Annotated in this window: 20 protein-coding genes; 19 read left to right on the top strand and 1 reads right to left on the bottom strand. The window is 48.2% G+C overall.

All coding sequences use genetic code 11. The annotated features are described in order from the left end of the window. The first annotated feature begins 20 nt into the window (after positions 1 to 20). From EP073_RS01355 to EP073_RS01420, 14 genes are all read left to right on the top strand, one after another. Entirely contained in the window at positions 21 to 1,154 is a 1,134-nt protein-coding gene (locus EP073_RS01355) for a glycosyltransferase family 2 protein (protein WP_128465382.1), read from the top strand. 17 nt (positions 1,155 to 1,171) lie between these two features. Next, positions 1,172 to 3,556 carry a class I SAM-dependent methyltransferase gene (locus EP073_RS01360; RefSeq protein ID WP_128465383.1) on the top strand — a complete coding sequence of 795 codons (2,385 nt, stop codon included), beginning with the start codon at positions 1,172 to 1,174 and terminating at the stop codon, positions 3,554 to 3,556. An 85-nt stretch (positions 3,557 to 3,641) separates the two neighbouring features. Continuing rightward, positions 3,642 to 4,673 (top strand): class I SAM-dependent methyltransferase, encoded by a 1,032-nt coding sequence (locus EP073_RS01365; RefSeq protein WP_164885236.1) that lies wholly within the window; start codon positions 3,642 to 3,644, stop codon positions 4,671 to 4,673. 24 nt (positions 4,674 to 4,697) lie between these two features. After that, positions 4,698 to 5,402 carry a class I SAM-dependent methyltransferase gene (locus EP073_RS01370; RefSeq protein WP_128465385.1) on the top strand — a complete coding sequence of 235 codons (705 nt, stop codon included), beginning with the start codon at positions 4,698 to 4,700 and terminating at the stop codon, positions 5,400 to 5,402. Positions 5,403 to 5,422: 20 nt separating this feature from the next. Next, positions 5,423 to 6,019: a D-sedoheptulose-7-phosphate isomerase gene (locus EP073_RS01375; protein ID WP_128465386.1), complete on the top strand. Its 597-nt coding sequence runs from the start codon at positions 5,423 to 5,425 to the stop codon at positions 6,017 to 6,019. A gap of 2 nt (positions 6,020 to 6,021) precedes the next feature. Further along, positions 6,022 to 7,029: a Gfo/Idh/MocA family protein gene (locus EP073_RS01380; RefSeq protein ID WP_128465387.1), complete on the top strand. Its 1,008-nt coding sequence runs from the start codon at positions 6,022 to 6,024 to the stop codon at positions 7,027 to 7,029. Continuing rightward, positions 7,019 to 7,948, top strand: coding sequence for a phosphoglycerate dehydrogenase (locus EP073_RS01385; protein WP_128465388.1), 930 nt, complete (start codon positions 7,019 to 7,021; stop codon positions 7,946 to 7,948). The genes EP073_RS01380 and EP073_RS01385 overlap by 11 nt, the downstream gene beginning before the upstream one ends. Continuing rightward, the gene (locus EP073_RS01390; protein ID WP_128465389.1) at positions 7,941 to 8,669 is read left to right on the top strand and encodes an inositol monophosphatase family protein; all 729 of its coding nucleotides are present in this window, start codon (positions 7,941 to 7,943) and stop codon (positions 8,667 to 8,669) included. The genes EP073_RS01385 and EP073_RS01390 overlap by 8 nt, the downstream gene beginning before the upstream one ends. Then, the gene (locus EP073_RS01395; RefSeq protein ID WP_128465390.1) at positions 8,666 to 9,337 is read left to right on the top strand and encodes an acylneuraminate cytidylyltransferase family protein; all 672 of its coding nucleotides are present in this window, start codon (positions 8,666 to 8,668) and stop codon (positions 9,335 to 9,337) included. Before EP073_RS01390 ends, EP073_RS01395 begins: the two co-directional genes overlap by 4 nt. Next, on the top strand, positions 9,334 to 10,305 hold the full coding sequence (locus EP073_RS01400; RefSeq protein WP_128465391.1) for a 6-hydroxymethylpterin diphosphokinase MptE-like protein: 972 nt from the start codon (positions 9,334 to 9,336) through the stop codon (positions 10,303 to 10,305). Before EP073_RS01395 ends, EP073_RS01400 begins: the two co-directional genes overlap by 4 nt. Continuing rightward, entirely contained in the window at positions 10,302 to 11,222 is a 921-nt protein-coding gene (locus EP073_RS01405; RefSeq protein WP_128465392.1) for a glycosyltransferase family 2 protein, read from the top strand. The genes EP073_RS01400 and EP073_RS01405 overlap by 4 nt, the downstream gene beginning before the upstream one ends. Continuing rightward, positions 11,215 to 12,309 (top strand): glycosyltransferase family 2 protein, encoded by a 1,095-nt coding sequence (locus tag EP073_RS01410; RefSeq protein ID WP_128465393.1) that lies wholly within the window; start codon positions 11,215 to 11,217, stop codon positions 12,307 to 12,309. Before EP073_RS01405 ends, EP073_RS01410 begins: the two co-directional genes overlap by 8 nt. After that, positions 12,310 to 13,410 carry a radical SAM protein gene (locus EP073_RS01415; RefSeq protein WP_128465394.1) on the top strand — a complete coding sequence of 367 codons (1,101 nt, stop codon included), beginning with the start codon at positions 12,310 to 12,312 and terminating at the stop codon, positions 13,408 to 13,410. It begins immediately after the preceding gene. Beyond that, positions 13,407 to 14,519 (top strand): DUF354 domain-containing protein, encoded by a 1,113-nt coding sequence (locus tag EP073_RS01420; protein WP_128465395.1) that lies wholly within the window; start codon positions 13,407 to 13,409, stop codon positions 14,517 to 14,519. The genes EP073_RS01415 and EP073_RS01420 overlap by 4 nt, the downstream gene beginning before the upstream one ends. Before the next feature lie 672 nt (positions 14,520 to 15,191). On the opposite strand, the gene EP073_RS01425 is transcribed toward EP073_RS01420, so the two are convergent. Next, positions 15,192 to 16,790, bottom strand: coding sequence for a peptide chain release factor 3 (locus tag EP073_RS01425; protein WP_206617484.1), 1,599 nt, complete (start codon positions 16,788 to 16,790; stop codon positions 15,192 to 15,194). Between the two features lie 320 nt (positions 16,791 to 17,110). Here EP073_RS01425 and EP073_RS13950 point away from each other — a divergent pair, with 320 nt between their 5' ends. From EP073_RS13950 to EP073_RS01445, 5 genes are read left to right on the top strand one after another with little or no spacing between them, the layout of a single operon-like run. Then, positions 17,111 to 17,470: a hypothetical protein gene (locus EP073_RS13950; RefSeq protein ID WP_241654024.1), complete on the top strand. Its 360-nt coding sequence runs from the start codon at positions 17,111 to 17,113 to the stop codon at positions 17,468 to 17,470. Beyond that, positions 17,439 to 18,581 (top strand): hypothetical protein, encoded by a 1,143-nt coding sequence (locus tag EP073_RS01430; protein ID WP_241654025.1) that lies wholly within the window; start codon positions 17,439 to 17,441, stop codon positions 18,579 to 18,581. The genes EP073_RS13950 and EP073_RS01430 overlap by 32 nt, the downstream gene beginning before the upstream one ends. 11 nt (positions 18,582 to 18,592) lie before the next feature. Continuing rightward, the gene (locus EP073_RS01435) at positions 18,593 to 19,057 is read left to right on the top strand and encodes a hypothetical protein (protein WP_128465396.1); all 465 of its coding nucleotides are present in this window, start codon (positions 18,593 to 18,595) and stop codon (positions 19,055 to 19,057) included. Positions 19,058 to 19,073: 16 nt separating this feature from the next. Continuing rightward, positions 19,074 to 21,950 (top strand): molybdopterin-dependent oxidoreductase, encoded by a 2,877-nt coding sequence (locus tag EP073_RS01440; RefSeq protein WP_128465397.1) that lies wholly within the window; start codon positions 19,074 to 19,076, stop codon positions 21,948 to 21,950. A 13-nt stretch (positions 21,951 to 21,963) separates the two neighbouring features. Beyond that, the gene (locus EP073_RS01445; RefSeq protein ID WP_128465398.1) at positions 21,964 to 22,581 is read left to right on the top strand and encodes a 4Fe-4S dicluster domain-containing protein; all 618 of its coding nucleotides are present in this window, start codon (positions 21,964 to 21,966) and stop codon (positions 22,579 to 22,581) included. The last annotated feature ends 51 nt before the right edge of the window (positions 22,582 to 22,632 follow it).

Raw genomic sequence — 22,632 nt, forward strand, 5'->3', positions numbered from 1 at the left:
TATTCGGAGAGTGTTTTCTGATGACTGACAGCCCCTTTATTTCCGTTCTTATCAACAACTACAACTACGGTCGCTTCATCACTCAGTGCGTGGAGAGCGTACTGAACCAGACTTACGGTAATTTTGAGCTTATAATTGTGGATGACGGTTCAAAAGATGATTCAGTAAGCGTGATAGATTCCTTCTCTGATCCGCGCATAATAAAGATATTCAAGAAAAACGGCGGACAGGCCTCTGCCTTTAACGCAGGCTTTGAGGCATCAAGGGGCGATATAATCGCCTTCTTAGACAGTGATGACTGGTGGATGCCCCACAAGCTTGAGACAATTGTTAAATGGGACAGGCTGTTGGATGGAAATTACGCTTTCCTTCAGCATATGGTGGATGTATGGGAAGATGGAAAAGTTTCTCCGCTGTACCCGACACTCTATTCGGGAAATATTCTTAATCATTATATAGAGAAAAGAGAACCTGTGCATTTTGTAGGTACATCAGGACTCTGTTTCAGAAGGGAGATTCTGAATAAGGTTATGCCTGTGCCTCCGCAGTTCAGAATCAGCGCAGACGGATTTCTCACCCGTGCCAGTATTTTTTTCGGAAATGTCGTCTCTATACCGGAATCTCTGGGCTATTACCGCAAGCATTCCAATGCCGTGTTCGGAAATACAGACCATAACAGAAATAATTTCAGAGAGAATATTCTTTTTCCGTTACTAAATGAATTCTATAAAAAAGAATGTATTGATTATCGATTCGGAGAACAGATGCTCCCGAAAAACACTGAGGCTGTATTTTACCCGGCTTTTCTGCGGCTTATGCTGAAGCTCAGACTGGATAAAATAACCGAAACTTATCCGAGAATTGCAATATTCGGTGCAGGGCGTCATACCGAGTGGCTCAGCGAATTCATTCCCGATTATAAAAAAGAGCATATAGCTGCGGTTTTGGACGATTATCCTGATGAAACGAAGATTTTCTGGGGGCTTACTCCGGTGAAGGCTTCTGAGTGGAACGCCGCACAGGCGGATGCCATAATCCTTTCGTCCGACTGCAAGCAGGATTTTTTTGCAAAAAGGTGTAAAGAACTGTATGGGGATTCTCTGCCGCTGCTAGATTTATACGATGGTCTGTCCCAAGGACCATACCCGAAATAAACTATGCCGGAGACTTTATGGCAGATAAATCGATTTTTAACATAAAAAAACTGAGACAACCCTTCAGCAGCAGTGATCTTCGTGCGCCTGCCGCTATAGTTTCCTTAATGGAGAAGCACTTCGGGAATAAAAAGGTCAGGATACTTGAGATAGGCGTTTTTAAGGCAGGCCTGACCAAGGTATTTGCTGAATCATCCCTTAATATTGAAGCTTACGATGGTGTTGACCCGTATCTTGGCTCTAAGGATGATCCTTATACCGGCTTGTACTGGGGAAATTCTTTAGAGGCCGGGTCGGTATATAAAAAAGCAAAAGAATACTACGATAACCAAGGATTCAGCCTTCATAGAATGACTTCTTCCGAGTATTTTGACAATTTTTTTGGCAAAAAGGAATATGATATTATTTATGTCGATGGGGATCATCGGTTTGAGTATGCGCTTCAGAATTTTGGAGAGTTTGTATATATGCTCTCGGAAGGCGGAATTCTCCTCATGGATGACTATGCAAATGTTGGAACGCCGGAAGTTACAAAAGCAGTAAATGAGTTCATCCACAGTTACAGAGATGTTATCGCAAGTATAGGCTATTATCTAAACGAGTTTCAGAATCCGGGCAAATATGTTCCGGTGTCACAAACGACAGTTTACTTAACTGTAAACAAAAATCTCCTTGAATCACAGAAACCCATAAGCTCCAAGCGCTATTATCTATCATCTTTTTTCAGGGATTTAACAGAGAATAAAGGCATCAGGCGATTGGCGATATTCGGTGCCGGAAGGCACACGGAATGGCTGGATAGACTCATGACATCATCACTGAGACCGGATATCGTCGCGGTTCTGGATGACAATCCTGACGAAACAAAAATGTTTTTCGGGAAAAAAACCATGAAGGCGGAGCTTTTCAACCCTTCAGACGCTGATGCGCTTCTGCTTTCAACAGATGTAAACCAAGCAGTATTCAGGGAAAGATGCATCAGTCTTTACGGTGATGCACTGCCGCTGTTAAATTTATACGACGATTTCCCTCTGCCTCAGAAGAAACCTAAGCACCATTGGGTGGAATACAGCGGTGAGAAAAATACTTCCCCCGCTTTGCCCGCCCTGACAGATTCATGCTCGGAAAGGATCATGTGGGCAGGTTTTTACAACAGATCATCAGATAAGAATATATTTATGGAATCTGTTATAAATCATTCTAAATCATCGCATTACTTATTACTCAACTTAGCATTAAATTTTCCGGATATAGCCTTACCCAATGCTTTTGTATTTAATGCGCCTGAAGCTGTGATAAAGTGTACTGAGCGAAGCTCAACTGTAAATCTTCCTGAAAACAGGAATATCAGGTATACTCTTGAAACCTATGCTGTACATCTTAAATATACACTCGAAGAGAACCACGACATCAGTTATGAACAGGCGCTTTCCGCTGTCGGACAAATGTACAGCTATGCGCTTAATATGCTGGAAAGCTATAAACCTGATATAGCAGTTATATGGAATGAGTTTCATCCTCTCTTCAAAGTAGCGAAACTAGCCTGTGATTTTACCGGTACAAAAACTGTCTATATGGAATTTGGCTGCCTGCCCGGAACTTTTCAATTTGATATTAAGGGGCAGATGGGGGAAAGCTGGATAGCCCTTAACACTGAGGCTTTCAACAGCCTGCATGTAGATGAGGCTGACTGCATAAAAGCAGTTAAGGCTATTGAATGTATAAAGAACACTGAAATGAACCGTGCGAAGCAGCCAAAAAGAGGTAGGCTCGGCAGGATGCTTGAAGGGATAGACAAAAAAATAGTTTTTGTCGCTGGTCATAATGATTACAGTTCCGGAATGTTCCCTTATGACATAGCTGCGTCCACGTTCCATTCCCCTTTTTACAGCAGTTCAGCCCATCTGTTTGAAGATATGGCGCAAAGAGCGGATTTGAACGGATGGTTCATGGTATTTAAGCCTCATCCTTATGCCAAAAGTTACCTGCCTGAGTTACTCAGGACTGAGCATTACATCATAGTTGATGATGTAAATGTGGAAGAATGTATTGATATTGCAGATGTCACGTTGACTGTTCTGTCGCAGATATCATATATGGCGTTGACCAGAGGGAAGCCTGTGGTTATGACAGGTTATAACCAGCTTAGGGATAAGGGCTGCTGTTACGAGGCATTCAGGACTGAAGATATTAACAGTGCCATTAACAGCGCCCTGATATACGGTTTTACAGATTTAATGAAGGAAAACTGGATAAAACATGCGGCGAGACTTCTGAAGTATTGCCTGTACTCTGATAATGAAGCATTATATGCTCTGCCCTCTGAAATATTTGCGAAGAGAATTCAGGCTCTTGCCCGACATAAAATGACCGATATTGAAATCATTAAACAAGAAATATAACATTACTTTGAGGCAATAAAAAAAGGAGCCGATATAATGAATAGCTTCACCTTTGAAAATTCGCCGTTCCTGAAGTTGAATGTATATGTTTGATAAATCAATTTTTAATATAGAAGAACTCTGTTCTCCGTCAAAGCCTTCCGAAGGGGCACGGGCTCCGGCAGGAATAGTCTCAGTGATGGAGAAATACTTCAGAGGAAATGAAGTGCGAATATTGGAAATAGGCGTTTTTAAGGCAGGGTTGACAAAGCTTTTTGCCAGTTCTTCCCTCAATATAATCAGCTATGACGGTGTTGATCCCTATCTTGGTTCAGATGCTGATCCGTACACCGGAGCATACTGGGATTCACCATCGGATGCTGATAAAATCTATTTATCTGCAAAGAAATACTATGACAGCAAAGGCTACAGTCTTCACCGGATGACATCTGCCGAATATTTTGATTTAGCATACAAAAGCAAAGAATACGACATCATATACGTGGACGGTGATCACCGGATGTATTACGCCATGCAGGATATGGAAGAATACATTCATCTGTTGGCAGAAAACGGGATTATGCTTGTGGATGATTATGGTAATGTGGATACTCCCGAAGTTACTCATGCGCTGAACAGGTTTATAGACAACCGCAGAGACGTAATAAAGGAAATAGGTTATTACATCAGCCTTTTTCAGAATGTTGGCAAATATATACCCGTTTCACAGACAACAGTGTACTTCACTGCTGATAAAGGCAGACTTAATAGCGGCTTTGTGTCCAAACGCTATAATGTTTCCGAAGCTTTGAAAAAGTTGGTGAATGAGGACAGGATAAAAAGGATAGCACTGTTCGGTGCCGGCAGACATACCGAATGGATGTGTGAAGTGTTCGGAAGACTGAAAAAACCGCATATAACGGCGGTTTTGGACGATTATCCTGATAAAACGAAGATCTTCTGGGGACATGCTCCGATGAAAGCTTCTGAGTGGGACACCACACAGGCGGATGCCATAATCCTTTCTTCCGACTGCAAGCAGGAAATGATGAGAGAAAGATGCAGGGAACTCTTCGGGGATGCTTTGCCGCTGATAGATTTATATGAAGGTCTGCCAGCAGGACCATTTCCTAAATAGAATGAAAGAGTTTGAGGTGTATAGATGACTGGTGATAAAGCTTGTAAGGAGGGCGGCTTCTGCCCCGTATGCGATTCGTGCGTAAGCGAGTGGTTGCCGCTGAACCGTCTTGTAGGCGATGGAGTTTACCGAAAAGAGCCGGAAGGAAGACTTTGTCCTGTGTGCGCCTCTTTTGAGCGAACACGCCACTTCTGGATGTATATAGAGAAGGCAGAGATACTCAAAGAAAATACACGTATGCTCCATGTCGCTCCTGAAAAGGGACTTGAGGCGAAGCTGCGCCCCATGCTGGGGAAAAACTATATAACAGCTGACCTGCTTAAGAAGAATGTGGATTATAACGTTGACTTGACGGATCTTCCCTTTGCGGACAATTCTTTCGATTTTATCTACTGCAGCAATGTCTTGGAGCATATTCACAATGATGCCAAGGCTATGAGTGAGCTTTACAGGGTTCTGGAGGAAGGCGGAATGGCGTATATTCATGTTCCTATAGATGGGGTGGTCACGCAGTACGACCCCTCTATCACATCGCCGGAGGAACGGATGAGGCTTTACGGTCAGGCTCAACATGTGCGCATGTACGGAAGGGATATTTCTGTTTCTCTCACAAGAGCCGGCTTCAAGGTGGAGGAGCTTATAATGCCCGATTTTCTGGACATAGATGCGGATTTGCAGAGATACTACAACTGCGCCAAGCGTGAAATGGTTCATTTCTGCTATAAATAACATGCCGAAAAGGAGCTGAAATGAACAGAAACTACGCAGAAAGCTATATAAAAAAACTGACCGCCCTTCTGGAAAATACTGATACGGAAGCGGTTAACAGAATAATTGAACTCCTTGAAGAGCTCGACCCCTTTGAAAACACCGTCTATTTCATGGGCAACGGCGGGAGCGCCGCCACAGCTTCTCATTTTGCAACGGATCTAGGCGTGGGGCTGAAGCTCAGGGGCATAAAAAATTTCAGCGTCATCTGCCTTTCCGATAATATTCCGGCGGTTACGGCTATTTCAAATGATGTGGGCTACGACAACATATTCTACGCCCAGCTAAAAAACCGCCTTAAAAAAGGAGATGTGCTGGTAGCCATCTCCGCCAGCGGCAATTCCCCGAACATAGTAAAGGCAGCCGAATACGCCAAAAAGACCGGGACAAGAATAATAGGCTGCACAGGGTTTGACGGCGGAAAGCTCAGAGAACTCTCCGACATAAATTTTCACGTACAGACTGAAAAAGGCGAATACGGGCTTGTGGAAGACATGCACATGATACTCGATCATATAATTTATTCCTACTTTGTGGCAACAAAGGAAGGGGCATCCACAAAGTATACTCTGGAGTAGTGATGATAAAAGCGGGCATGGCAGGATTCGGCAAAATGGGCAGAATAAGGGCGGCTGAGATAGCGAAAAGTCCGGTGATAAACCTCACCGCCGTTTATGATATAGATAAAAATATTCTCCCGGCGGACGTGCACATCTGTGATAATTTCGATCGCCTGCTGGAGCAGGATATAGACTCGGTTTTCATCTGCACCTACAATAACGTGACAGCGGAATACACCAAAAAGGCGCTGCTTGCCGGAAAGCATGTTTTCTGCGAAAAACCTCCGGCGACAACCTATTCTGAACTGAAAGAGGTGGAGGAGGTTGCGAAAAGCTCCGGTCTCGTGCTGAAATACGGATTTAACCACCGTTTTCACTATTCTGTCATAAAAGCGAAGGAGATCATAGATTCCGGCAGCTACGGGCGGATTCTCTGGATGCGCGGTGTTTACGGCAAGGCGGGCAGCATAGACTATGACAAAAACTGGCGCAACTACCGCAAATACAGCGGCGGCGGAATCCTCATAGATCAGGGCATACACATGCTTGACTTGATGCTTCACTTCGCCGGCGAGCCGTTCACGAGGATAAACAGCTTTGTCACCAGCCTTTACTGGAAGGTGGAGGCGGAGGACAACGCATTTGCCATAATGCAGACCGATAAAAACGTAACAGCCATGCTCCACTCCTCTGCCACTCAGTGGCGGCATAAGTTCCTGCTTGAGATATGTCTTGAGGACGGTTTTGTGAATCTGGACGGTATTCTCTCCGCAACACGCAGCTATGCGCCCGAAAAGCTTGTCACCGGACGCAGGGAGTTTGAGGATGTCACCTTCGCCATGGGCAAGCCCAAAGAGGAGACCACATGGTTTGAGTATGACGATTCGTGGAAGCTTGAACTTGAGGACTTTATAAGCGCAGTCACGGAGAGTGCTCCCCTTAAGCACGGCAGCATAGACGAGGCGCTGGGCGTTATGGAACTTGTGGACAGGATATACAGAAACTCAGGTGTATGTGATGCCCACTGAGATAGGCGTTACAACTGTAGCTTTCAGCAAAAATGATTTCCTCCGCAGAAAAGCGGAGGAGATGTCCGGCGGGGTTATATTCAACCCATTCGGACGCAGACTGACATTTGATGAACTGACAGAGATTTACAGAGACTGTACGGCGCTGATCGTCGGTCTGGATAAAATAAACGAAAAAACTCTTGCCGCCCTGCCGAAGCTTAAGGCAGTCGCCAAGTACGGCGTGGGGCTTGATAATATAGACCTTGCCGCATGCGCGGAACACGGCGTACGGGTTTTCGGAGCGGAGGGCGTAAACAGGCGTTCCGTGGCGGAGCTTGTGCTGGGGTTCATGCTGGGGCATATGCGCAATATTTTTGCCTCATCCTTGAGAATGCGCGGCGGAGATTGGGTAAAAAACGGCGGGTGTGAGCTCTCCGGCAAAACAGTGGGGATGATAGGCACGGGGAACATCGGGCGTGAAGTCGTGATGCTGCTTAAGCCTTTCGGGTGCAGGATTCTCTGCAATGACATACTCCCGATTGATGACTTCTGCGCGGCAAACGGCGCGCAGCCAGCCTCAAAGAAGGAGATTTTCCGCAATGCTGACATAATAACCCTCCATGTGCCGCTGACGGCGGAAACAGAGCATATGATAAACGAGCAGGCATTGCGGCTTATGAAGCCGTATGCCCTTTTGATAAACACTTCCCGCGGCGGCGTGGTTGACACGGATGCGGTGAAGACAGCGTTAAAGGAAAAACGCCTCGGCGGAGCCTGTTTTGATGTTTACGATACAGAGCCGTTTTATGATGAGGAGCTCTGCGGGATGGAAAACGTGGTCTGCACGCCGCACATAGGCGGCAACTCCGAAGAGGCTGTGAGGGCAATGGGCGAAGCGGCGCTGAGAGCTCTCCTGAACTGGTGCAGAGGTGTTTGACGAAAGGCGCGCCGGAAGCTTCATACGGAGCGCAGGCAGGGAAGCTCTGGCGGCGGGCAGCGAATGTCTGTCAGATTCGGGCAGGGATATAAAGCTTAAGGCGGATATGGAGCTACATGAAAAGCTGAGCCTGTTCCTTACGGACTTTACAGGGCTTTCTGTTCTCTCAGAAGAGGGGGAACAGCCGGATTATACATCGGTGCAGGGCTCATTCTGGATACTCGATCCGCTGGACGGATCATATAATTTTCACAGAGGGCTGCCCCATGCGGCTGTTTCCGTTTCCCTGTGGAAAGGCGGTGCGCCGCAGGTATCGTATGTGTATGACATTTTCAGGGACACACTGTATTATGCCGGAACAGGCGGCGGATGCTTCGCAGACGGCGGGAAGATACATTGCAGTGATGCTGATTCTGCCTGTCAAGCCGCTGTCGCTTCAGGATTCTCTGTGTATAGAGATTATTCCGATGAAGAAATGCTGAAAGACATAGCGTTCTTGAGGCGGTTTAAAAAGATAAGGTTCATAGGCAGTGCGGCGCTTTCTCTAGCTTATGTGGCGGAAGGTAGGCTGGACGCTTATTTTGAAACAGATATAGGCATATGGGACGTGGCGGCGGGGCTCGGTCTGGTGAAAGCTGCCGGAGGAACCTACAGGCTTGAGAAAGGCAGCGCCCCGAACAAAGTCACGGTTTTAGCCCACAACGGAAGGCTTGGTTTATGAAAGTAATCTGCATGATACCCGCCAGACTCGGGAGCCAGAGGCTGAGACAGAAAAACCTCCGCACAATAAACGGTGTGCCGCTGTTTGCCCTTGCGGTACGCAAGGCTCTTGCCGCAGGAGTATTTGATGAGGTGTGGGCAAATACGGAGAGTGATGAACTCGGCAGACTTGCCTTAAGCGAAGGAGCACTGTTCCACAAAAGACCGGAGAAGCTGGCGGACAACGCCGCCACCAGCGAGGACTTTGTTTACGAATTTCTCACTCACCATCAGTGTGATTACGTTGTGCAGCTTCATTCCATAGCGCCGCTTCTCTCCGCTGGGGAAATAAACGGATTCACACAGTTTCTCGCTGAAAGCGGCTGCGATACACTGCTGAGTGTTGAGGAAATAATTCTGGAATGCCTGTTTGACGGCAGTCCGGTTAATTTTACATTTGATAGAAAGGAAAACTCGCAGGATCTCAAGCCTGTTTCAAAGATAGCGTGGAGCATAACGGGCTGGAAACGTGAAACATATATAAAAGCATACGAAAGCGGAGGCTGCGGAACCTATTCCGGCGTCGTGAAAAGCTTTCCGCTGCAAAAATACTCCGCTCACGTGATAAAAACGGAAGAAGATTTAATGATTGCCGAAACACTGTACTCTCTTCACAGAGGGCAGACATGACCGAGTACGCAGTTTTCGGAACAGGAAGAGCCGCGGAAAACGCACTCCGCTGGGCAGATGAGGCGGGGTATCCCATCGCCTGCATAGTTGACGATTTTGCGGAAGGGGAGTTCAGGGGATTCAAAATCATAGGCTGGGCGGAGTTCCTTAAAACTCAGAACCGTTTCGCCGCACTGATCACCGGACGCGGGCAGAAGGGTAATATCCATAACCGCTCGGGAGTGTTTATTCCAGTGATCACCGCGTCACAGCTTATGCCCGAAGGCTTTGACCCCGCAAGGAATACTGCCGGACTCCTCTCGCTAAAAGATAAACACAAAGGGGAAAGATGCTTCATAATAGGTAACGGACCAAGCCTTACTGCTGAGGCTCTTGGTATGCTCAAAGATGAAGTATGCTTTGCTTCCAATAAAATATATCTCATATATGAGCAGACAAAGTGGCGCCCCGCTTACTACTTTGTTGAGGATTATCTCGTGGCGGAGAACTGCCGTGATGTGATAAACTCATTAAAATGCAGTAAGTTTTTTGAATACGGAGTGCTGGAAAAGCTCAGGACGGACGAGGATACCTTTGCTTACGGCTATGCGGACATGCTTTTTTCCTGTGATGTGGTTCACGGCGTTGCCGGCGGATACAGCGTTACGGCTTCCCAGCTTCAATTCGCCAAATACATGGGATTTAAGAAAGTTTACTTTATAGGCATGGATTTCTGCTTCACTGTGCCGGAGGGGAGCACAGGAGCAGTGATAGAGAGCGCGGGTGAACGCAACCACTTTCATCCGGACTACCGCAAAAAAGGGGAGAAATGGACTTTCCCCGAGCTGGAAAAGCAGAAAGCATTTTTTGACTATGTGAGAGAGAACATAACAGGCGGCGATTTCAGGGTTTACAACGCTTCGGAGAGGACAATGCTTGACTCCTTCCCGAAGGTTTCCCTCAGGGCGCTGCTGAAGGATATAAAATGAGCGGCAGACCGTTTATTTCGGTGATTCTGAATAATTATAATTACGGCAGGTATCTTGAGGATGCGGTGCGCTCCGTTCTTAGCCAATCGTTCAGCGATTTCGAGCTTATCATAGTAGATGACGGCTCTGCGGATGATTCACGCATAATTGCGGAAAAACTTGCTGCTGAGGATTCACGCATATCTCCGGTGTTCAAAGCGAACGGCGGACAGGCAAGCGCCTTCAACGCAGGAGTGAAAGCGTCCTCCGGCGAGGTGTTGTGCTTTCTGGACAGTGACGATATGTACGCCCCGACCAAGCTTGAGGAGACTGCAAAGGCGCACATGGAAGGCGCTGAATACATCTATACCGACCATCAGGCTGTGGATGGGAACGGCAGAGAGTGCGGGGACGGTCTCAAGCGCTATCCTTACTGCGGGTGGAATATATTCCCTGTCTATTATCTCTCAAAATACCCGGGCAACGTGACCTCAACACTTTCTGTCTCAAGAAAGCTTGCGGAGAAAATCTTCCCTGTGAATGAAGAGGACTGGCGCATTCAGGCTGACGACACCATAGTTTTTCAGGCGGCATTTCTCGCCAAGTCGCTGTACATTGATAAAAAACTTACGCTGTACCGTCTGCACGGCGGCAACGGCTACTACGGTAAAGAGCATTCCGAGGACTTCAAATACACGCTTCTGCGCAGGCGGAACAGCCTCAAGGACGAAGCACTGAAAAAAGCGGGGATAAGCGGAACATTCCTCAAGAACGGCTGGAACCTTTCGTCTGAATTCCGCACCCGTGAATACATGGATAAGGAGCTTCTGAAGCTCTACCGCCGGATACTCTGGTACTGCATGGATATGCCGCTTCTCGGGAAAATCAAAACCGACAGGGAGTTAAAACGCATATTCAGGGAGAGGAAAATTGACTGATAAAGCTATAGCCGCTGTTCAGGCTCACACGGATGAAAATCTCTCCATCGGCAGCGCTGAAATGCCGCTGGTCTCAGTCATTGTCACCAGCTTTAACTATGAAAAATATCTTCGTGAGTGTGTGGATTCCTGCCTTAATCAGGATTATCCGCTCATTCAGCTTATTATAACCGATGACTGCTCCTCCGACGGCAGCAGGCGGATCATAGAGGAATATTCGGACAGGGCGGAGATAGTTCTTCACCACGAAAACAAGGGTCAGCTTGCCGCTTTCTTCTCAGGGCTTGAGAGAGCAAAGGGTGAGTTTACCGTCTTCGTGGACGCTGATGATTTTCTGGATTTGGATGCGGTTTCGGCGCATATATACCTCCACCTGTTCCGCAGCCCTCCCGCGGGCTTCACCTGCCTTCGCAACAGGCAGGTTTCGGAAAGCTCCGCGATTCTCAGCAGCTTCCATCCGGACTTCATAGCGCCGGAGGAGATAACCTATCTTCCACCGAGAGTGATCCATACGCCCACATGGAGCTGGAGCACCACAAGCGCCATGATGTTCAGGACGGATCTGCTCAGGCTGATAAAAACGGAAAATACCGATGCCTTCCGTGTCTGCGCTGATTATTATATCGCCCATTTCGCAAACCTTTTAGGCGGCAGCTTGCTCTTTGACAGGGCAAAGGTTAACTACAGGCGCCACGGGAAAAACCTTTTCGCGAAAAACTTCATAATCGGCGGAAACAGACCCACAGGAAGCCTCCTGCACCACGGGCATCCGGCGCATGAGACTTTGCAGAAAGAGATAGTGACTAAGATGATAGAAAAGCGGGCGGAGTTTGAGCCTTATTTTTCTGATGAAATAAGATATGCGGCGGCGATTCTTTTTGCCGCCCCGTTTGAGCTCATAGAGAATTTTTTACCATTCCCGCCGGAGCTTGCGGAGCTGCTGAAAAGCGCCGAGCCCGAAGTTATGAGGATCAGGGACGAGCAGATACGCCTTAAGAAAGCGGCACGTGCAATGCTTGATGAAGAGATCAATGCCCGCTCTCTGGAAAAAATGAAGGACGGGCTGAAAAAACGCCTCGGTATATAGATGAATTACAGAATAGAAGATATATCGTACACTCTGACGGAATACTGCCCCGGTCCCTGCCGCTACTGCTCCATATGGCGGCTTGAGGACAAAAGGGACAGGGAACTCAACCGAAACGAGCTTGATTCGGTTTTTTCGTCAAAGTATCTTGATCTTAAGAAAGTGCACATCACCGGAGGCGAACCGCATCTCAGCGACACGTATTTCACTGCGGTTGATTCCCTTTACGCTCACCATAAGGATGTGGTAATTGATTCTCCCATAACCGGCTGGTTTCCTGACAGGCATGAGGAAGTCTCTGAATATGTGCTGAAACGTATCCCTATATACCGTCTGGATATTTCTCTGGACGGTGACGAGGAGACCAACAAAAAGATGCGTCTCCACAAGGACGCATTCGCCAAGTCAGTGGAGACAGTGCAGCGCCTCAGTAAAATCAAGGGTGTGGTGCTGAGGCTTCAGTTCACTATCTATAAAGAAAACTATCATCTCATTGAGTGGGTATACGGCTTCGCGAAAAAACTTGGTGTGGGGCTTTATATCGGTTACGGGCGCTACAATCCCGAACGCTACCGCAACGCCACGGATAACCTCACCAAGGAGGATCTCAGCCGTGAAAGCTTCATCTGGACTGATGAAGAGCTGGCTGAGATCGACCGCCAGCTTGTGGCAATAGGCTACGACACTGGGCGTTACGCCAGCAAATATTTCCTCCAGAAGGCATTTTTTGAGGGCAAAAAGGTGGAGTTCAACTGCTATATGGGTTCCAGAAATATCGACATAGATCCTTACGGAAACATTTACCCCTGTCTGCTCTGGCTGAAGAAACTTCATATGGGCAATCTCCGGGAGGCGGGCTCGATGGATGCGCTGCTTGAATCTTCAAAAGCTTTGGAGGTTCTGCATCTTATCAGAAACAAGGCCTGCCATTCAGACTGTTTATACACCTGCGCCAATAAAATGGAAGTGACCAAACCGCATATTCCCGCTGTGGGTATGATCAAATACTCGGGCAAATTCGGCTACATATTCAGCGAAAAGGATGTTCTCCCAATACGTCCGTGGTGGTACAGCGAATATGAGGAAAAGGGGATAATATGATCTGGTTTGACCTCATAACTCCGAAAAGCGTTCTCTTCTTCAAGCCTATCATCGACAGCATAAAGGCAAAGGGCAGGAATGTGCTGATTACCACCCGTCAGGGAGAGGGCTATTCCGAGATTGTGGATCTCCTTAAGCTTTATAAAATGGACTATGTTGACAGAGGCGTTTTCGGCGGCGAAAGGCTGGCGGACAAGCTTTCCGCATCCATAGAACGCCAAAAGGCGCTCATGGAGTATGTTTCCATCTACGGTGCGAGCAAACTTGTCTGTCTTTGCAGCGTGGATGCCAACAGGGTAGCATTCGGACTCGGCATACCGATCATAAATTTTTATGATATTCCCCTTTCCGATCATTCGGCGAACTTCAAAAAGGCGCTGCCGCAGGCAAGGCTCACACTTCCGCTCTCCGAGAAGGTGTTTAAGCCCTTCGTGGTGCCGGATGATATATTTGTGCGCTTCTCGCTGGAGCCGGAGCAGATATACGAATATAACTTCATTGACCCGCTTATCTGGCTGAAGGATTTTAAGGCAGACTTCGGTTATGTGCGCACGATCTTCTCCAAGTACGGCATAGACCCTGAAAAACCTTATATAGTAGTGCGTGAGGAAGAGTATAAGTCAAGCTACGTGAGCAGGAAATACCCCTTTCTCTACGAAGGTATTATGGAAGTTAAGAAGATCACGGGCGCAAACGTGATCTTTATCCCAAGATACGAGAGCGACCACCTTAAGAATGAATTTCCTGATGCGTACGTTATAGAAGAAAAAATAATAATCCAGCACCTTCTCGCATTTGCGGGGCTGTTCATCGGCGGTGGCGGCACGCTGAATACCGAAGCTTGCTACTTCGGCACACCGACAATATCCACCAGAAGCTTCATCAGTCATTATGATAAATATCAGATAGATCAGGGTTTAATGGTCTGGGCGAACAACAGGGAGGAGCTTATAAGGCTTTCCGGCGAGCTGTTCGGAAAAAGACAGGATGAGAAGGCGGCGGCGGTGTTCACGGAAATGAGTGTTAATCTTGATTATATGACGGATATTATCATCCACGGCAAGCACGCGCCGAACCATCCGATAAATATGTTTGAAAGCCCGGACTGATATATAGTTCAGGAACGGTATGTCTATCTTCCTGATAGTTCGCTGAAACCTGCATCCATGCAGTTCCCGCTCACACGCTCGCGGACGGGTAAACCGTCCTTCGCTTCGCACGGCGCGGTTCCGTCCATGGAACCGTACTGGTCACACTGATATATAGTTCAGGAACGGTATGTCTATCTTCCTGATAGTTCGCTGAAACCTGCATCCATGCAGTTCCCGCTCACACGCTCGCGGACGGGTAAACCGTCCTTCGCTTCGCGCGGCGCGGTTCCGTCCATGGAACCGTACTGGTCACACTGATATATAGTTCAGGAACGGTATGTCTATCTTCCTGATAGTTCGCTGAAACCTGCATCCATGCAGTTCCCGCTCACACGCTCGCGGACGGGTAAACCGTCCTTCGCTTCGCACGGCGCGGTTCCGTCCATGGAACCGTACTGGTCACACTGATATATAGTTCAGGAACGGTATGTCTATCTTCCTGATAGTTCGCTGAAACCTGCATCCATGCAGTTCCCGCTCACACGCTCGCGGACGGGTAAACCGTCCTTCGCTTCGCACGGCGCGGTTCCGTCCATGGAGTTGTATACCTTTCCGCTTTTGAAGTTTTTTGTCATTGCGAACGAAGTGAAGCAATCTCATTCGCCTGCAATGCCTTGTCCTGCAAAAAATCTAATCCCCGGTTACCGGTGATTCGTGGAGTATTATTTCCTTATTTTTTTCCATGAAATAGCGCATCGTCCAGCCGTTGGGGAAGAGGATGACAAGCCTGTCCTTATCGTCCTTGCCGTGTGCGCAGTCGTACGGCACAACCTTTTTCAACTCATCAACGGAAACGGCGGGATCAACCCAGCGCAGAACAGTCCATGGTTTTGAAACCAGTACTGCGTCCACGCCGTATTCATCCTTCATCCTGTACTGAAGAACCTCAAACTGAAGAGGACCGACAGCGCCAAGAAGCGGTGTAGCGCTTGTGGAGCCGGCGAGCTCGAAAGACTGCACAAGGTCTTCCGCCAGCAGGTGGTCTACACCCTTCCTGAAAGCCTTATAGTTGGATACAGTGTTGCTTTCCATATAGGCGAATACTTCGGGAGCGAAGCGGGGGATTTCATTGTAAACAATTTTAGGATCAGTGGTGAGGGTATCACCTATACGAAGGTCTGCGTTGGTGATGAAGCCGATGATGTCTCCCGCGTAGCCCTCCTCCCTGATCTCCCTCTCCTGCCCGAAGACACTTTGCGAGTTGGAGAGACGCACCTCACGTCCGGTGCGGGTGTTGTAGGCGGTCATGTCTCTCGTAAATTTACCGGAGCAGGCACGGATGAAAACTACCCGATCTCTGTGCTTAGGGTTCATGTTGGTCTGTATCTTGAAAACGAAGCCTGTGAAGCCCGGTTTATCCAGAGGAACAGGAGTTCCGTTCGCGTTTCTGGACACGGGTTCGCCGGAATACTCAAGGAAGCCTTTCAAAAGAAGCTCCACGCCGAAGTTATTGGCGGCGCTGCCGAAGAAAACGGGTGTGGTTTTTCCTGAGAGCACTTCATCTATATCAAGCCCATTGTGGGCAAATTCCAGCATCTCAAGTTCTTCCGCTATCTCTTCGTATGCCTTTTCGCTGAGTTTCTCCTTCACGCTGTCGTCAGAGAAATCGTGCACGGAGACCGGAGCCTTGTAAGCGCCGCCCGGAACCTTCTCAAACATGTGAACCTGCTTCTTAACACGATCGTAAACCCCTTTGAAAAACGGACCGCTTTCCAGAGGCCAGTTCACGGGGAAGGTCTGTATATTCAGCTCTTTTTCGACCTGATCAATCAGCTCAAGCGGTGATTTGGCGGGTCTGTCCAGCTTGTTCATGAAGGTGAATATAGGCACGCCCCGTTTCCTGCACACTTCAAAAAGCTTAAGTGTCTGGTTTTCGATACCCTTACCGGCGTCTATTACCATTATGGCAGCGTCAACCGCCAGAAGAACTCGGTAAGTGTCCTCGGAGAAATCCTTGTGACCGGGGGTGTCCAGCAGGTTGAACTGGTAGCCGCTGTACTCAAACTGAAGAACAGTTGAGGATATGGAGATTCCGCGTTTTTTCTCAAGCTCCATCCAGTCGGAGGAGGTTTCACGCTGCTTCTTCTTTGCAGTGACCGAACCAGCAAGCTCCAGAGCACCGCCGTAAAGGAGCAGTTTCTCTGTCAGAGTGGTTTTACCCGCATCAGGGTGGGAGATGATGGCGAATGTGCGTCTTTTCGATATTTCGTTATTTATGTTTGTACTCACAGCAGGCGTTCCCCGAAGTTATTTTAAGGCGGAAATAATAACCCGAATGCTTGTTTATGTAAATATATTCCGTTGCCGGAAACACTGCATCCGTATGTTCATGATGATTAAGACTAAGTTTAGCAGAGCTTAAATCTTAGTATTGAGTATTTATTTCATGCTAATATAAATTATTGTTAATAGGGTAATTGTTTATAGTTATGTTACCCGTTTAATACCCGCTTTTTTACAGGTTATTCACTGTTACTTCATTTCTCAAAAAGTCTATTCTGTTTAGAACATCGTTTACGGTGTTAATTTATTCAATTTCTGGAGGAAGTATGCGCTATCTGATTATGTGCATTTCCTTCTGTTTTTTATTGTCAGTTACGGCAATGAAGGCGGAAGCATTTGAGAACGGCGCTTCAAACACGCCGGACAGCCGGACGCAGCAGGTCTCTCCCGGACAGTTCAAGGAGAGCTACGAGGGTATAGGTCTTACAGAGGACACCAAGATCTACCTTACGCTGACGTCCCGCTACAGACTGCGTACGAACGACTACGCAGACGATCAGGATTTCTACCAGTATCTCCGTGTCCACACGGACGCAGTGAAGCTCGGTGACGGAACGGTGAGATTCGCCGCGTTCGCCAGATTCGCGGATGATATTGACGGAGACCACAAGAAGAGCTGCGGATGATATTGACGGAGACCACAAGAAGAGCTGGGGAGATAACTACTACTATTATCACCGTGACGCTCTTGACACCCAGCTCGGCTACGATGACTGGGCTCCGAGACTGTACAACGGCTACGCTCAGTTTGACGGCGTAATCAAGAACACAGTCCTGAATGTGGGACGCTTCTATCTTTCCCATCAGAACACCTTCCAGCTTGACGGAGCGGACGCTTCAGTGAAGCTCGGCGAGATGGTAGAGGTATACGCTTTCGGGGGCAAACCCGTGAGCTACTACTATGATGTTGATGACGACACGCTGTTCGGCGGCGGAATCAATGTTAAGGTGATGGAGCAGACCAAGGTAGGAGCAGAGTATGTCCGTCTCGATGTAACGGACATAGATGACGACTACACCAAGTTCAGGCTCGATCAGGCTATCCCTAACGGTAACCTTGTTCTCGCCTACACTCTTCTGAATGACGCGGCTACAGTTAACGCCGAAGGCACCTATGAGATAGTCTCCACGGGAACTATCCTCACGCTGAAATATGAAGGTCTTACTGATGAGGTCGACTATGAGAACTCATACGTGGTGAACCCCCTGACGAATACCCTTCTCGCGGAGAGCAAGTACAGCAAGTACGAAGCGGGCGTATATCAGGCATTCCTTAAGAACTTCGCCGCTGGACTCACCTATGAGACCAAGGCAGTGAGCGGCACGGAGAACTTCGACAACCGTGATTATTCCAGAATCAAGGGTAAATTCGACATTTACGGACTCCCCTCCGAGAACACATATGTATCGTTCAGCGTAGACTACTGGGATGTAAAGAACACCCCCGACTCAGACGACAACGAGCGTCTTCAGTACGGAGTTCAGGTCAGCCAGAAGGTCGGACGCACTATGGACGTATGGGCAGGCACGTCCTTCAGCCGTTATGAGTATGACTACATAAACGACAGAAGGAAGGACTCTGTAAGAAGCTACTACATAGGCGGTCAGTATCAGCCGACGAAGATCCTCAGCCTTATGGCGGATCTGAGCATGGAGGATACGGAGTTCTATGATGATGTTGATACGAGCCTTGACAAGAACTACACGGCAGAGCTGTGGGCTAACATCATTTTTTAGGGAGGAGATTTATGAAAGCGAAGATAACTGTACTCTCTATGGTAATGGCTATGCTGCTTGTTGCTGTGTATGCCTTTGCCGTGGAATCGAATAAACCCTCCAGTCACGATATTTCATGGATGGACAGACACGGCTCGGCAAGCAGAGTGAACAAGCAGGAATGCCTTGAGTGCCATACCGATCAGGTGAGCTGTATCCAGTGCCATCAGGAAGTATCGCCGAGAAGCCATACCCCTTCATGGACGAAGAGGGGTCACGGACTTGAGGCGAGATGGGACAGAAGCTCCTGTACGACCTGCCATAAGGAAGACAGCTGCATAGAGTGTCACAGCGTGACTCCCCCTTCCAGCCACAGACCGGGCTGGGGCGGCTCCGGAGCCAGCCTGAACAGACACTGCAACAACTGCCACTACCCTGTGCAGGACAATTCATGCTTTGTATGCCACAAAACGGCGCACGCGCCTAATGCGTACTAGATGTTAGGAGGATATTATGAGTCTTAAAGATAAACTTAATCAGGTAACCCGCCGAGACTTCCTTAAGGGAGTGAGCGCAGTGGGCGCCACCGCTGCTGTATACGGCTGCGGCGGTTCCGGTGACGGCGGCAAAACATACATGGAAGAGGACGAGGAAAACCGTCTCACGCCTCCTGCAATCACGGAAACCACAATTATGGGCGGAACTCCTCACAACTGCGGCGGACGCTGCGTGAGCAAATACTACGTCAAAGACGGTGTGGTAAAAAGAATCACCACTGACGAACGTGAGGACAAAAGCATTTCCGAGGGCGACAATCCGCAGTATCGTTCATGCGTTCGCTGCCACTCAAGAAAACAGTGGTTCTACCGCAACGACCGTATCCTTTACCCTCTGAAACAAACAGGTGAAAGAGGCGATGTCAACGGTTTCGTGAGAATCTCATGGGAACAGGCATTCACTGAAATCTCCGCAAAAATGCAGAATGTAATTGGCAGATACGGAGCAAAAGGCATACATTCGATCTATTCTTCCGGAGACCAGACTGGCTGGGCGAGAAACTCCCTGCACAGGCTTCTGAATATTCTCGGCGGTTATACTTACTACTATACCGATTACAGTTTCCCTGCCCTTGAACATGTGGCGCCTTTTGTGGAAGGTAAATCAAATTATCTGCCCAGCGGTAACTCTTATCAGGATGCCTTGAGATCGGACAGGGTTGTTATGTGGGGATTTAACCCCAGCGAAATGATACAGGCATGCAACGCAAGCTATTATCTTACCCAGATTAAGGAGCGCGGTGTACCCTTCACCTTCGTAGACACCCGTGTTTCCAAAACATCGGCTCTGCTTGCAGACGAATATATCAGTATAATGCCCTGCACGGATGCTGCGCTTATTATGGCAATGCTTTATCATCTGCTGAAGAATCACCTTACTTCTCTTGACGTGCCTTTCATCACAACTTACATGTACGGATTCTTCGACACAGGCAACACATTTGTGACCGGTCGTGCTGCAAACGCCGCTTACACTGTTCCTGACGGAGGCTCACTCTCCGCCTTTATCATGGGTGATGACACATATCTCGTGGATCAGGGTTTCAATTCAGGACTTTCGATTTATCCGGATTCCATCGGCTACAACGTAAATACTGATGATGATCTTTACGGCAAGGCTGTCCGCATTTGGGGACAGGATGCCAAAACTCCCGAATGGGCTGAGAAAATTACGGGTGTTCCCGCTGCGAAAATCCGTGAATTTGCAGAAATGTATCTGAATGAAAGAGTAAACACTTTCATCGGCGGCGGATACCAGAGGCATACGGAATCTGAACAGGCGATTTGGCTGCACAGAGTTCTTTCTGTTGTGACCAAAAATTTCGGTGCGGAAGGAAGAGGTTCAGGCTACCCCGTGAGCAATACTTCGGTTTCTGCTCCGAGCCAGCTTCTCTCTAATTCAAACAGTGTGGTTCTCACTGATCTTTACGATCCGTCCAAGGTTACATCTCTTGACTATGTACCCACTGCACAGAGGTATAACATGCCTGTATTTGTGATTCCAGATGCGGTGGATAACGCGGGAACAGGCAAATCAAGATGGAACGACGGGCAGGTTAAAGCAATCCATGAAGGCTTCGGTAAGATTATATTTGCTCCCGGCGGCAACATCATGGTTAACCAGTCGGGCGATGTTAACTACAACTGGGAAATTTTCTCAGACAGAACCAAATGTGAGATGATTGTGACGCTTGATCATTTCATGACTGCTTCAGCTTCTATTTCTGACTATATACTTCCCGCGACAATGCAGGGAGAAAAGCCCGGCGCACTGACTTCCACCGAAGGTGTTCTGCGAGTGAACAAAGTTCATGATATTCCCGGAGAAGTTATGGATGAATATTCCATAATGGCAGGTATAGCTGAAAAACTCGGCGTTCAGGCGCAGTTCCTTGACGGTTACCCCGCAGGGCAGGAAGGCATGGAAGCCAGACTTCAAGCCGGTTGGGAAGCTGCGAACCTCACTACAAAATACGGAATGACTTACGATGAGTGGGTTGAACAGGGAATCGCGACCCTTCACGGCACTTATGATGCTTCAAGCTATAAAATAACACACCTCGCCTTCCGTAACGATCCCGTTGCCAGCCCTCTCAACAGCGCATCAGGCAAATTTGAGGCTTTCTGCGGCAATATGGTTGAGGATTATGAAGCAAGGCATCACGACAATATAGATACTTCAACCACTGACTCCGGCGGAGCGGCGACTCTCTATAATCTCGGAGAGATTTACACCGCAGGAACAGGAAGCAGCACAGGGAGAAGATACCTTTATCCGATCCCCATGTATATTCCTGCTGTTGAAGGTAAACATGCGGTGGATATAACTAATGCCACAGATGAAATGTGCCATGACGACCCGCTCGGTCTTAAAGCTAAAGGGTATACCTATACTCTTCACACATGGCACATGATGTACAGATCACACTCTACCCTGAACAACATTGCGTATCTGAACGAGTGCTACAAACAGGACGCAGACGGCAACGCCGCTTTCCTTGATCCTGAACGTGACTGGACAGAGGGAGTATGGGACGACGGTGTTTATGAATCCATATGGATGAGCCCGTCGGATGCTGTCAGCATCGGTGTCCAGACCGGCGACAGAGTTCTTATCAGTAACGACAGAGGCAAAATGTATGCTTCCGTTATTGTTACTAACCGAGTTCGCCCTACCATTATTCATATTGGTCAGGGTGCATGGTTTAAGAAAAACTCATCCGGAATTGATGTGGGCGGCTGCGCCAACACTGTTGTTACCGCAAGACCGTCCAGAATCTGCAAAGGCATGACTTCTGCAAACGACACTCGTGTCAAAATCGAAAAGGCGTAGGGAGGATTGAATCATGGCTAAACAGATGGCATTTTACTTTGACCAGAATAGATGTATGGGCTGCCACGCCTGCGTTGTTGCCTGCAAAGACTGGAACGACGTTAAACCCGGCAAGGCAAGCTGGAGAAACTTAAGTGTTACGGAAAGCGGCGCTTTCCCTGATGTAAAGGTTTTTAATCTAGTGCTTGCCTGCAACCATTGCGCAAACCCCGCATGTACTGCGGCCTGCCCCGTGGGAGCGATCTATAAAAGAAAAGAGGACGGCATAGTCATAGTAGACCGTGACAAGTGCCAGAACATCCGTTCCTGCGCTGTTGCGTGCCCTTACGGCGCTCCTCAGTTCGGAGACGACAAGTCCGAACCTGTTAAGAAAGCAAGCTGGGCAGTTGCTCACCCCGTGCAGAAATGTACCTTCTGCTGGGACAGGCTTGACGACGGTCTTGCTCCTTCGTGCGTGGCAGCCTGCCCGCAGAGAGCGCTTGACTTCGGCACAGTTGAAGAGATCAGCGCGAAATATCCCACAGCACAGAGAACCGCTGTAGGTATGCCCGATTCAGCTAAAGACTCCAACGGTAACACTCTTACCTCCGGAGACACAGTACCCTCAATTTTCTTTAAACCGAAAAACTAGAGGGGATACAGACTGTCATGTTCCTCTTTGACAGTCCATCCGCAAGATGAT

It is taken from the genome of Geovibrio thiophilus, from assembly GCF_004087915.1.
Taxonomy (GTDB): Bacteria; Chrysiogenota; Deferribacteres; order Deferribacterales; family Geovibrionaceae; genus Geovibrio; species Geovibrio thiophilus.